This is a genomic window from Pseudomonas sp. SIMBA_068, assembly GCF_046534705.1.
Classification (GTDB): Bacteria; Pseudomonadota; Gammaproteobacteria; order Pseudomonadales; family Pseudomonadaceae; genus Aquipseudomonas; species Aquipseudomonas putida.
This window is the reverse complement of sequence record NZ_JAWRYI010000006.1, coordinates 121,169-133,412: the sequence shown is the minus strand read 5'-3', so window position 1 is coordinate 133,412 and position 12,244 is coordinate 121,169. Positions and strand designations below refer to the sequence as shown.

At 64.1% G+C, this 12,244-nt stretch carries 12 protein-coding genes; 7 read left to right on the top strand and 5 right to left on the bottom strand.

What is annotated here, in order from left to right; all coding sequences use genetic code 11:
* Positions 1-36: 36 nt before the first annotated feature.
* Both SB756_RS15890 and aguA read right to left on the bottom strand, forming a co-directional pair.
* On the bottom strand, positions 37-234 hold the full coding sequence (locus SB756_RS15890; RefSeq protein WP_026034717.1) for a hypothetical protein: 198 nt from the start codon (positions 232-234) through the stop codon (positions 37-39).
* A 185-nt stretch (positions 235-419) separates the two neighbouring features.
* Positions 420-1,526, bottom strand: a complete 1,107-nt coding sequence (gene aguA, locus SB756_RS15885; protein WP_016497575.1) for an agmatine deiminase — start codon at positions 1,524-1,526, stop codon at positions 420-422.
* A 278-nt stretch (positions 1,527-1,804) separates the two neighbouring features.
* Between aguA and rfbC the strand changes: the two genes are divergently transcribed.
* From rfbC to SB756_RS15865, 4 genes are read left to right on the top strand one after another with little or no spacing between them, the layout of a single operon-like run.
* The gene (gene rfbC / locus SB756_RS15880) at positions 1,805-2,350 is read left to right on the top strand and encodes a dTDP-4-dehydrorhamnose 3,5-epimerase (RefSeq protein ID WP_063423229.1); all 546 of its coding nucleotides are present in this window, start codon (positions 1,805-1,807) and stop codon (positions 2,348-2,350) included.
* A gap of 42 nt (positions 2,351-2,392) precedes the next feature.
* Positions 2,393-4,207: an ATP-binding protein gene (locus SB756_RS15875; protein WP_341797319.1), complete on the top strand. Its 1,815-nt coding sequence runs from the start codon at positions 2,393-2,395 to the stop codon at positions 4,205-4,207.
* On the top strand, positions 4,204-5,610 hold the full coding sequence (locus tag SB756_RS15870) for a sigma-54-dependent transcriptional regulator (protein WP_410911106.1): 1,407 nt from the start codon (positions 4,204-4,206) through the stop codon (positions 5,608-5,610). The genes SB756_RS15875 and SB756_RS15870 overlap by 4 nt, the downstream gene beginning before the upstream one ends.
* Positions 5,610-6,065, top strand: coding sequence for a YiiD C-terminal domain-containing protein (locus SB756_RS15865; RefSeq protein WP_341797317.1), 456 nt, complete (start codon positions 5,610-5,612; stop codon positions 6,063-6,065). Before SB756_RS15870 ends, SB756_RS15865 begins: the two co-directional genes overlap by 1 nt.
* A gap of 74 nt (positions 6,066-6,139) precedes the next feature.
* Here SB756_RS15865 and cysQ read toward each other — a convergent pair whose 3' ends face one another.
* A complete protein-coding gene (gene cysQ / locus SB756_RS15860) occupies positions 6,140-6,958 on the bottom strand; it encodes a 3'(2'),5'-bisphosphate nucleotidase CysQ (RefSeq protein WP_410911105.1) in 819 nt (272 codons plus the stop codon).
* Positions 6,955-7,521: an ADP compounds hydrolase NudE gene (gene nudE, locus SB756_RS15855; protein WP_043200325.1), complete on the bottom strand. Its 567-nt coding sequence runs from the start codon at positions 7,519-7,521 to the stop codon at positions 6,955-6,957. The genes cysQ and nudE overlap by 4 nt, the downstream gene beginning before the upstream one ends.
* 64 nt (positions 7,522-7,585) lie before the next feature.
* Here nudE and yrfG point away from each other — a divergent pair, with 64 nt between their 5' ends.
* Entirely contained in the window at positions 7,586-8,248 is a 663-nt protein-coding gene (gene yrfG / locus SB756_RS15850; RefSeq protein ID WP_410911104.1) for a GMP/IMP nucleotidase, read from the top strand.
* Between the two features lie 135 nt (positions 8,249-8,383).
* Here yrfG and lysM read toward each other — a convergent pair whose 3' ends face one another.
* Positions 8,384-8,824, bottom strand: coding sequence for a peptidoglycan-binding protein LysM (gene lysM, locus SB756_RS15845; protein WP_410911103.1), 441 nt, complete (start codon positions 8,822-8,824; stop codon positions 8,384-8,386).
* Positions 8,825-9,001: 177 nt separating this feature from the next.
* Here lysM and fdhD point away from each other — a divergent pair, with 177 nt between their 5' ends.
* Positions 9,002-9,832 (top strand): formate dehydrogenase accessory sulfurtransferase FdhD, encoded by an 831-nt coding sequence (gene fdhD / locus SB756_RS15840; RefSeq protein ID WP_041167489.1) that lies wholly within the window; start codon positions 9,002-9,004, stop codon positions 9,830-9,832.
* 5 nt (positions 9,833-9,837) lie between these two features.
* A complete protein-coding gene (locus tag SB756_RS15835) occupies positions 9,838-12,183 on the top strand; it encodes an FdhF/YdeP family oxidoreductase (RefSeq protein WP_410911102.1) in 2,346 nt (781 codons plus the stop codon).
* Positions 12,184-12,244 lie beyond the last annotated feature (61 nt).

Here is a 12,244-nt window from a genome sequence, read left to right as displayed (position 1 = left end):
ACCCGCGAAGAGGCCGGCACAGAAATACCAATTCGATCAGTGCCACACCGCCATCAGCGCCTGCATCTCTGCTTCGCTGATCAGCCCTTGGGGGTAGCGCCCGGCAAGCAGACGTCGTGGGTCGGTCGTCCTGACCCTGATGCTTCCATGGTGTTTCAACCACTTCGCCACAACCTTGAGCGATTGGTGATTCACTGCCGATGGGCGCAAAGCCGACTCACTTGCTGCGTTCATGTCTACACGTACTCCCTGGCCCGTGAGCGGCTAATCTACGTAGGTAATGTTACAGATCCGAGAGCGCGGCCCGGCCGAGCTATCTGCTTGAAAAACAATACAAAACCTATGCCAGCCTGGGCGCCGGATGTCGCCCGAAAAAAAAGGCCCGTCAAATGACGGGCCTTTTTTCATTCAAGCTGCGTTCAACGCTTGACCGGCGCGGGCTGCTGCTGAGTCAGGCAGTGGATGTTGCCGCCACCCAGCAACAATTCGCGGCCAGGGATCATCACCACTTCATGGTCAGGGAAGATCTTTGCCAGGATCGCTCTGGCTTCGGCATCTGCCGGGTCGTCGAAGCTTGGCGCGATGATGCCACCGTTGACGATCAGGAAGTTCACGTACGAACCGGCAAGGCGCACCGACGGGTCTCGCTCCTGGCTGCCGGCCACCTGATCGACACCGGCACACTCTTCAGCGGTGGCAAACAGCGGGCCCGGGATCGGCATCTTGTGCACGATGAACTCGCGGCCCTTGGCATCGCGGGTGTTCTTCAACACCTCCATGGCCGCGTGGCAGCGCGCATAGTTGGGGTCGTTGGAATCATCGGTCCAGGCCAGTAACACTTCACCCGGGCGCACGTAACAGCAGAAGTTGTCGACGTGGCCGTCGGTTTCGTCGTTGTACAGGCCATCGGGCAGCCAAACCACGGTGTCGACCGCCAGCTGATCGCGCAGCACCGCTTCGATCTGCTCGCGGTTCAGGTGCGGGTTGCGGTTACGGTTGAGCAGGCATTCCTCGGTGGTGATCACGGTGCCTTCACCGTCCACGTGGATCGAGCCGCCTTCCAGCACGAAGCCCTCAGTCTGGTAGCGCTGGCAGCGCTCCATTTCCAGCACCTTGGCGGCCAGTTCCTCGTCGCGGTTCCACGGCGCGTACAGGCCGCCGTCGAAGCCGCCCCAGGCATTGAAGCCCCAGTCCACACCACGCACTTCACCTTGGTCGTTGATGACGAAGGTTGGGCCGGTATCACGCACCCAGGCGTCGTCGTTGCTGATTTCGACCACGCGAATGTTCGGCTGGTCGAGCTGGCGACGGGCATTTTCGTACTGGCCGGCGGAGGCCGCGACGGTGACAGGTTCGAAGCGGGCAATGGCCTTGGCCAGGGTCACATGCGCAGCCTGTGCCGGCTTGCCGCCCAGGCGCCAGTTGTCCGGGCGCTCCGGCCAGACCATCCACACCTGGGTTTGCGGGGCCCACTCGGCGGGCATGTGGAAACCATCGGCACGGGGCGTGGAGTTGAGGGTTTTCATGGGTGACCTCTATGATGGCCCTGAGCCGGAGTGTGCTGGGGCGTTTGTCAATTTATAACCGATATATATCGATATTTGAAGCCCGGTAGTCGGGAATGACTCGCTAATTACCTGCAATTAAATCGATAACAATCGAATCATGCAAAGCCGTGCCTGGTGCCGCTACCGGTCTGACGTCTACCATAGCCACACCTTATGCATCCTGTGGCATCGGCATGCGGAAAATTCCAGCGGGGCCGACTAGGGTCAATACTTGGGCAACGGGCCAGCGAGCCACTATGAACATCATCCCTACCGCAATCCCTGAAGTACTGATCATCGAGCCGAAGGTTTTCGGTGACAGCCGTGGTTTTTTCTTCGAGGCATTCAACGCGCGTGAGTTCGCGCGGCAAACCGGTGTGAAGGCCGAGTTCGTCCAGGACAACCACTCTCGCTCCATCAAGGGTGTACTGCGCGGGCTGCACTATCAGGTCGAGAACACCCAAGGCAAGCTGGTGCGGGTGGTACACGGGGAAATCCGCGATGTCGCCGTGGACGTGCGCAAAAGCTCGCCAACCTTTGGCCAATGGGTCGCCGTGCACCTGTCGGCCGACAACCACCGCCAGCTATGGGTACCTCCCGGTTTCGCCCACGGTTTTGCGGTGATGAGCGAATCGGCCGAGTTCCTCTACAAGACCACCGATTACTACAACCCCGGCGCCGACCGCTGCATCCGCTGGGACGACCCGCAACTGGCCATCGACTGGGGGTTGCAGCAACCACCGGTGCTGTCGGACAAGGACAAGCTCGGCCTGCCACTGGCAGAGGCGGAACTGCTGCCTTAACTAGCGCATAATTGCGCCAGACTTTTCTGGCGCATTTACGTGATGATTGCAAAACCCACGCCCCCACGCCGTCCCCGCTGGCGCAGCCTGGCCTTGTTGGCCCTGTGCCTGGCCCCGTTGTTGTGGCCCCTGCATCACCTGGCCGAACGCTACTACCAGGAAGAGCTGGCCTCGCAGAACCGCCAGACCCTCGACCTGTACGTCGCCAACCTGCTCGGCACCCTGCACCGCTACGAAACCTTGCCGCAGATCCTCGGTGACCTGCCGGCGCTACGTGGCGTGCTGGCAGACCCGTTCCGCCTGGAAGCGGTGACCAACGCCAACCGCCTGCTCAAGGGCATCGTGCAGCAGACCGGTGCCGAGGTGATGTACCTGATGGACGTCAGCGGCAACACCCTGGCCGCGTCCAACTGGGACAAGCACGACAGCTTCGTCGGCCGCAACTTCGCCTTCCGCCCCTATTTCAACGAAGCCATGGCCGGCCACCTGGGCCGCTTCTTCGGCCAGGGCACCACCTCGGCCAAGCGCGGCTACTTCTTTGCCGCAGCCGTGCGGGACCGCGAGCGGATCGTTGGCGTGCTGGTGGTCAAGGTCGACCTCGACCACACCGAAACCCTTTGGGGCCGCACCCCCGAGCAGCTGTTGCTGACCGATCACAATGGTGTGGTCATCCTGACGTCGCGGCCCGATTGGCGCTTCCGTGCTACGCGCACGCTGACCGAGGCCGAGCGCCAGGCCATCATCGCCATCCAGCCCTACCCGACCCAGGCCCCACAACCGCTGGTGCTCAGCCCGGACGCCTGGATTACCCAGACCCGCGACATCAAGGAGACCGGCTGGCAGGTCAGCATCCTCGCGCCGCGCATGCTCGTCGATCGCTCGGTGCAAACGGTGATGGCCATCGGTGCCGGTACGCTGCTGGTACTGATGCTGCTGGCCGGCCTGGTGATGCAACGACGGCGCCACTACATCGACCGCATCGACTTCGAAGCCCGTGGCCGCCAGGAGCTGGAAAAGCGCGTGGCCCAACGTACCGCCGACCTTGAAGGCCTGAACACACGGTTAAAAAATGCCGTGCTGGAACGCGAAAACGCCCAGCAAGAAGCAGTGCGCGCCCAGGACGAACTGGTGCAGGCGGGCAAGCTGTCGGTACTCGGCACCATGTCGGCCAGCATCAGCCACGAGCTGAACCAGCCGCTGGCGGCCATCCGCAGCTACGCGGAAAACGCCGAAATACTGCTGGACCACCAACGCACCGATGACGCCCGCGGCAACCTCAAGCTGATCGGCGAGCTGACCGGGCGCATGGCCTCGATCATCGCCCACCTGCGCGCCTTCGCCCGCCGCGACCGCCATGCCCCGGAAAGCGTGGCCTTGCAGCCAGCCCTGGACGATGCCCTGGCACTGCTGGCCAAGCGCCGCCGGGCGATGGCCGTGGAGCTGATCCGCGACCTGCCGGAGGCGACCTTGTGGGTACAAGCCGGTGAAACCCGCCTGCGCCAGGTGCTCGGCAACCTGCTGGCCAATGCCCTCGACGCCCTGACCGAAAAGGCCAACCCGCGCCGCTTGTGGCTAAGTGCCGAGCAGCGCGATGACTGCGTCTACCTGTACATCCGCGACAACGGCCCCGGCTTCAGCCGACAGGCCCTGGAGCATGCCAAGGAGCCGTTCTTCACCACCAAGACCCGCACCCAGGGCCTGGGCCTGGGCCTGGCCATCTGCGAAAGCCTGATGCGCGCCCTGGGCGGTGAACTGCTGCTGGCCAACCACCCGGAAGGTGGCGCACTGCTGACCCTGCAGCTGCGTGTGGCCGCGCCTGGCGCTACTTTGCCCAATTCGGAGGACTCCTCGGCATGACCACCGAGACACTGATCGACAGCCAAGCCCAGGTCATCCTGGTGGACGATGACCCGCACCTGCGACAGGCGCTGAGCCAGACCCTGGACCTGGCCGGGCTCAAGGTAGTAGCCCTGGCCGATGCCCAAGGCCTGGCCGAGCGTATCGAGGCCGACTGGCCCGGTGTGGTGGTCAGCGACATCCGCATGCCCGGTATCGATGGCCTGCAACTGCTGGAGCAACTGCACGGCCGCGACAGCGAGCTGCCGGTGCTGCTGATTACCGGCCATGGCGATGTGCCGCTGGCGGTGCAGGCGATGCGCGCCGGGGCTTATGACTTCCTGGAAAAACCCTTTGCCACAGACGCCCTGCTCGACAGCGTGCGCCGCGCCCTGGCCCTGCGCCGCCTGGTGCTGGACAACCGCAGCCTGCGCCTGGCACTGAGCGACCGCCAGCAACTGGCCACCCGCCTGGTCGGCCATTCGCCGTCCATGCTGCGCCTGCGCGAGCAGATCGGTGCCCTGGCCGGCACCCGCGCCGATGTGCTGATACTGGGTGAAACCGGCGCGGGCAAAGAGGTGGTGGCCCGCGCCCTGCACGACCTGTCCAGCCGACGCGACGGCCCGTTCGTGGCGATCAACGCCGGCGCGCTGGCCGAGTCAGTGGTGGAAAGCGAGCTGTTCGGCCATGAGCCAGGCGCCTTCACCGGCGCGCAAAAACGCCGTATCGGCAAGTTCGAGTTCGCCAACGGCGGCACGCTGTTCCTCGACGAAATCGAGAGCATGAGCCTGGATGTACAGGTAAAACTGCTGCGCATGTTGCAGGAACGGGTGGTCGAGCGACTCGGCGGCAACCAGCTGATCCCGCTGGATATCCGCATCATTGCCGCGACCAAGGAAGACCTGCGCCAGTCCGCCGACCAAGGGCGCTTCCGTGCCGACCTGTATTACCGCCTGAACGTGGCGCCGCTGCGTATTCCACCGCTGCGCGAACGCGGCGATGACATCCTGGTGCTGTTCCAGCACTTCGCCGACGCCGCCAGCCAGCGCCATGGCCTGCCCCCGCACACCCTGCAGCCAGTGCAGCGTGCCGTGCTGTTGCGCCACCCCTGGCCAGGCAATGTGCGCGAGCTGCAAAACGCCGCCGAGCGTTTCGCCCTTGGCCTGGAGCTGGCCCTGGACGGCCAGGCGCCGCCGGCGACAGCAGCTGCTGTGCCAATGCTGAGCGGCAACCTCAGCGAGCAGGTCGAGCAGTTCGAACGCTCGCTGATCGCTGCCGAACTGGCCCAGCCACACAGCTCCATGCGCAGCCTGGCCGAGGCGCTGGGCATCCCCCGCAAGACCCTGCACGACAAGCTGCGCAAGCACAGCTTGAGCTTCGACGGCGGCAGCGGCGGGCATGACGACCAAGAGGACCACCGTTAATGAGCACCGATAGCCAGTACCTGCAGTCCGTACTGCACAGCGACATCCCCCTGACCCGCGAAATGGGCCTAGAAGTGATCGATTGGCAGCAGCACACCCTGCGCCTGCAACTGCCGCTGGCGGCCAACGTCAACCACAAGAGCACCATGTTTGGCGGCAGCCTTTACTGCGCCGCCGTGCTGGCGGGCTGGGGCTGGCTGCACCTGCGCCTGAGGGCGCTGGGGATCGATGACGGGCATATCGTCATCCAGGAAGGGCAGATCAGTTATCCGTTGCCGGTCACCGGTGCGGCGGTGGCGCGTTGTGTAGCGCCCGACGAAAAGACCTGGGAGCGATTCCTGGCCATGTACCAGCGCCGTGGGCGGGCGCGGTTGACGTTGGAAACCACCGTGAGCAATGCCGGTAGTGACGAGCCGGCAGTGAAATTCAGCGGCCAGTACGTGCTGCACCGCTAATGCGACTAAAGCGGCCTTTGTGGGAGCGGCCCTTTCGCGACACAAGGCCGCTCCCACAGGATCGTGCCAGGCAGTTAGATGAGGTTCAGGAAGGCCTGGCGCCATGCAGCATTGGCAGGCAACGCCAGGAAATACGGATTGAGCAGCGACTCGCGTGGCGGATACCGAAACGGCAAGCCATCCAGCCCGATCACTTCGCCACCGGCCCCCTCCACCACACCCTGCGCCGCAGCAGTGTCCCACTGCGAAGTCGGCGCCAGGCGCGGATAGCAGTCTGCGCTGCCCTCAGCCAGTAGGCAGAACTTCAACGAACTGCCGATATTGGCCAGCTCCAGCTCACCCACCGCAGCCCCAAGGCCCGCCAACAGCGCTTCCTGCTCCGGGCTGGAATGCCGACGGCTGGCCACCACGGTAAAACGCTTGCCCTGCGCGGGTGCGTTGCGTACCTGGATCGGCTGGGCTACCTCACCGGCATCTGCACGCCAGGCCCCCATGCCGCGCCCACCAAAATAGCAGCGCCCATTGGTGGGCATCGACACCACGCCAAACACCACCTCGCCGTTTTCGACCAGGGCGATGTTGACCGTGAACTCTTCGCTGCCGGCAATGAACTCCTTGGTGCCGTCCAGCGGGTCGACCAGCCACCAGCGGCTCCAGCCCTGACGCTCGGCCAGCGGAATGTTGCAGTCTTCCTCGGACAGCACCGGAATGTGCGGGGCCAGCGCCAGCAGGCCATCGGCAATCACCCGGTGCGCTGCCAGGTCGGCGGCGGTCACCGGCGAATCGTCGGCCTTGTTGGTCACGGCCACATCGGCACGCCAGAACGGCAGGATCGCCTCGCCTGCGGTCAGTGCCAGCTTGACCACTTCGTGCATCAGTTGCAGGTCGTTCATAGCTCCAGCAGCCCCCGCTGGATCATCAGGTCACGGGCCAGGTATAGCGCCGCCAGGGCGCGGCCCTCGGTGAACTGTGGGTGCATGGCCAATGCCGACAACTCGCGCAGGTTGACCTTGTCGACCCGCATCGGCTCTGGCTCATCGCCTTCCAGGCGCTCTTCGTACAGGTCGGTGGCCAGCACTACCTGGATCTTCTGGCTCATGTAGCCCGGCGACAGCGACAGCTCGGTCAGGTGCTCCAGCTGGCGTGCGCCAAAACCGGCTTCTTCCTTGAGCTCCCGGTCGGCTGCCGCCAGCACATCCTCGCCCGGCTCGATCAGGCCCTTGGGCAACGACAGCTCGTATTCATCGGTGCCGCCGCAGTATTCCTCCACCAGCACGGCATGCTCGGCGTCGAGCATGGCAACGATCATCACCGCGCCGTAGCCGTTACCCCGGCCCACCAAACGCTCGTAGGTACGCTCATTGCCATTGCTGAAGCGCAATTGCACGGCTTCGACCCGGAACAGGCGGCTGCTGGCGACGATTTCGCGGCTGAGGACGGTGGGTTTCTGGCGCATGGGGCGGCTCCTTGGCGTGAACGGGGTACTATACCGTGGCTAGCCGACTGATCGAGAGTTTCCCATGCCTGTTATTCCCTGGTCTGCCATCGATACCGTCCTGCTGGACATGGACGGCACCCTGCTCGACCTGCATTACGACAACCGCTTCTGGCTGGAGCACCTGCCCCAGCGCTATGCCGAGCTGCACGGGGTGAGCCGGACCATGGCGGAAATGGAGCTGCAGCCACTGTTCGAGCGCAATGCCGGCACGCTGAACTGGTATTGCCTGGATTTCTGGAGCCGCGAGCTGCGCCTGCCAATCCGAGAGCTGAAGCAGGAAATCGCCGACCTGATCGCCCTGCGCCCAGACGCCGACACCTTCCTGGCGGCAATCCGCAAGGCGGGCAAACGCGTGGTGATGATCACCAATGCGCACCGCGACTCGCTGTCGCTGAAGCTGGAGCGGGTGGAACTGGCGCCGTATTTCGAACGGCTGATCAGCTCGCACGATTATGGCTACCCGAAGGAAAGCCCGCAGTTTTGGGATGCCTTGCAGGCGGACATCGGTTTTGAGCCGGGGCGCAGCCTGTTTATCGATGACACGCTGGCGATACTGCGCAGTGCACAACGATTTGGGGTGGGCCACCTGCTGGCGGTGCGCCAGCCGGATAGCAAGGCAGGGCCGCGGGATACCGAAGAGTTTGCGGCGGTCGAGGATTACCGGGCCTTACTGGCAGGCTTGTAGGAGCAGCCTTGTGCTGCGAAGAGGCCGGTATGACAGAAAGTTGTCTGTGACAGTACCGGCCTCTTCGCAGCACAAGGCTGCTCCTACAAGCACTTCACCGCCATTGAAAGCAGTGCAACAACTGTGGGAGGAAGATTACTCAGGAATACGCAGCACCTGCCCCGGGTAGATCTTGTCCGGATGCGACAGCATCGGCTTGTTGGCCTCGAAAATCTTGTTGTACTGGTTGGCGTTGCCATAAACCACGATTGAAATGGCCGATAGCGTGTCGCCCTTTTTCACGGTAACGAACCGGGCCGCCTTCACCACTGGCCCGGTCACGGTGATCTGGTCATCCACGCTGGCCACACCATTGATGTTGCCGGCTGCAAGAATGATCTTCTCCTTCTCTTCCTGGCTGGCCACTTCACCCTTGAGGGTGATCGTGTCTCCCTCTACAGTGGCGGTGATCTTCGGGTTGCCCAGGCCAACGTCTTGCACGTGTTTTTTCAGCTGCTCCCCGGCATTGGCATTGCCAGGGGTCAGCAGGTCGATCAACTTCTCGCCGGCTTCCTTCACGAAACTGAACAGGCTCATTGCGCTCTCCTTGTTGACGAAACCTCGGACTCACGAGTCTAGGCCAGCTTTTCCACTCCCGCCCCCTGTGCGACCAATCGACACGGTCTATCAAGGCATAGACCCTAGCGATTAGACGCCGCCGGCCCGCAAGCCTAGGCTTGTGCTATCAGAAAGCCGCCGGTATTCAACGCCCCGATGAACAGCAAACCTCCGGTCTGCGCGGCATCATCGCCCTTGTCCATGCCCGCCGCCAGCAACACCTACGATTACGTCCAGCTCAGCGACGCCCAACGCGACAGCACCCCGCTGGCCGAAGAAGTGGCCCTGGCCATTGTCTACAACGGCCTCAACCAGGCGGTGATGCTGGTCAGCCCCACCGACCTCGAAGACTTCGCCGTCGGCTTCAGCGTTGGCAGCGGCATTGTCGAAGGCACCGCAGAAATCTACGACCTGAAGCTTTCCGGCAGCGGCTCGGCAATGTATGCCGACCTGGAAATTTCCAGCCGGGCGTTCTGGAACCTCAAAAACCAGCGCCGCCAGCTGGCCGGCACCAGTGGTTGCGGCCTGTGCGGGGTCGAAGCGCTTGAACAGGCGCTACCGGACCTGCCCGAACTGCCGGGCGCGCCCCTGCCCCCGCCCCAGTGGCTGGTTGGCCTGCGTGAACGCATCGATGCCTTCCAGCCGCTGGGCCAGCATTGCGGGGCTGTGCATGCCGCGCTGTTCATGGACCGCCATGGCGAGCTGCTGCTCGGCCGTGAAGACATCGGCCGGCACAACGCCCTCGACAAGCTGATCGGCGCCCTGCTGCGCCAAGGCATAGACAGCCAGGGCGGCCTGGCCATCGTCACCAGCCGCTGCAGCCTGGAGCTGATCCAGAAAGTACTGCGTGCCGGCATCCAGACCCTGGTCAGCCTGTCGGCGCCCACCGGCCTTGCCCTGCAATGGGCACGCAAGCACAACCTCAACCTCATCCATCTGCCAAAGCACAGCGCACCGCGGGTCTACAGCCCGGCGGCGGAGTCGTAATACCCGTGACCTCCTACCAGCACCTCCCGGACAACGCCCCAGCCTCCCCCCCTCGCTACAAGCCTTACCACGGCCCCGCCGGTGGCTGGGGCGCGTTGCGCAGCGTGGCCAAGGCCTGGGTCGGCAGCGACAACGCGCTGAAGAACATTCGCGCGCTGCTCAAGACCAACCAGAACGGCGGCTTCGACTGCCCGGGCTGCGCCTGGGGCGATTCGCCGGAAAGCGGCATGGTCAAGTTCTGCGAGAACGGCGCCAAGGCAGTGAACTGGGAGGCGACCAAGCGCCGCGTCGATGCTGCCTTCTTCGCCCGTTACAGCGTCACCTCGCTGCTGCAGCAGAGCGACTACTGGCTGGAGTACCAAGGGCGCCTGACCGAACCGATGGTCTACGACGCGCCCAGCGACCGGTACCTGCCAATCAGCTGGGATGCCGCGTTCGCCCTGATCGCCCGCGAGCTGAACAAGCTGGCCAACCCTGACCAGGCCGAGTTCTATACCTCGGGGCGCGCCAGCAACGAAGCGGCGTACCTGTACCAGTTGTTCGTGCGTGCTTACGGCACCAACAACTTCCCCGACTGTTCGAACATGTGCCACGAGGCCAGTGGCGTGGCCCTCGGGCAAAGCGTCGGGGTTGGCAAGGGCACCGTCACCTTCGACGATTTCGAGCATGCCGACACGATTTTCGTCTGGGGCCAGAACCCCGGCACCAACCACCCGCGCATGCTCGACCCGCTGCGCGATGCGGTGAAGCGTGGCGCCCAGGTGGTGTGCGTAAACCCGCTGAAGGAACGTGGCCTGGAGCGTTTCCAGCACCCGCAGAACCCGCTGGAGATGCTGACCAACAGTGACCGGCCGACCAACACCGCGTTCTTCCGCCCGGCACTGGGCGGCGACATGGCGATGCTGCGCGGCATGGCCAAGTTCGCCCTGCAATGGGAACGCGAAGCCCAGGCCAAGGGCGAACCGGCCGTGTTCGACCATGCTTTCATTGCCGAACATGGCCATGGCGTCGACGAGTACCTGGCAGTGGTAGATGCCACGCCGTGGGAGCACATCCAGGCGCAGTCCGGCCTGGCCCTAGCCGACATCGAGCTGGCCGCCCGCATGTACTGCCGCGGCAAGCGGGTGATCATGTGCTGGGCGATGGGCATCACCCAGCACCGCCATTCGGTGCCGACCATCCAGGAAATCGTCAACCTGCAGATGCTGCGCGGCAACATCGGCGCTCCCGGCGCCGGCCTGTGCCCGGTGCGTGGCCACAGCAACGTGCAGGGCGACCGCACCATGGGCATCAACGAGCGCCCGCCGGTGGCCCTGCTTGACGCCATCGAAAAGCGTTTTGGCTTCCCCGTGCCCCGGCACAACGGCCACAACACCGTCGAAGCGATTCACGCCATGCTCGATGGGCGGGCCAAGGTATTCATCGGCCTGGGCGGCAACTTCGCACAAGCCACGCCGGACACCGAGCGTACCGCACAGGCACTGCGCAATTGCGAGCTGACCGTACATATCAGCACCAAGCTCAACCGCAGCCACCTGGTGCATGGCAAGCAGGCGCTGATCCTGCCGTGCCTGGGCCGCACCGACATCGACCTGCAGGCCGACGGGCCACAAGCGGTGACGGTGGAAGACTCGTTCAGCATGGTGCACGCCTCCAACGGCCAGCTGAAGCCACTGTCTACGCAAATGCGCTCGGAACCGGCAGTGGTTGCCGGCATCGCCGCCGCGACCCTGGGCAAGCAACCGGTGGACTGGCACTGGCTGGTGGCCGACTACGACCGCATCCGCGACCTGATCGGCGATACCATCGCCGGCTTCAGCGGTTTCAACCAGCGCCTGCAACACCCAGGCGGCTTCTACCTGGGTAACAGCGCCGGCAGCCGCGAATGGAAGACCAGCACCGGCCGCGCCAACTTCAAGGCCAACCTGCTGCCGGATTCGTTGCTCGATGAGCGCGTGCGCGCCAGTGGCCAGCTGCCGCACCTGATCATGCAGTCGATGCGCTCGCACGATCAGTACAACACCACCATCTACGGCCTGGACGACCGCTACCGCGGCGTGCGCGGCCAGCGCGAGGTGCTGTTCGCCAACGAAGCCGACATCATCCGCCTGGGCTTCCAGCCGGGGCAGAAGGTCGACATCGTGTCGCTGTGGGGGGATGAGCATGTGCGCCGGGTGCAGGGCTTCACCCTGCTGGCCTTCGACATCCCGGCCGGGCAGGCAGCGGCGTACTACCCCGAAGTGAACCCGCTGGTGCCGCTGGAGAGCATTGGCGATGGCAGCCATACGCCGACATCGAAGTTCATTGCCATCAAACTGGAGCGGGCACGGGACGACGGGCGTATCCTGTAGAAACGAAAAAGCCCTGTTCCATTGCGGTTCAGGGCTTTGTCATAAAGGTCTCAGACAGCCG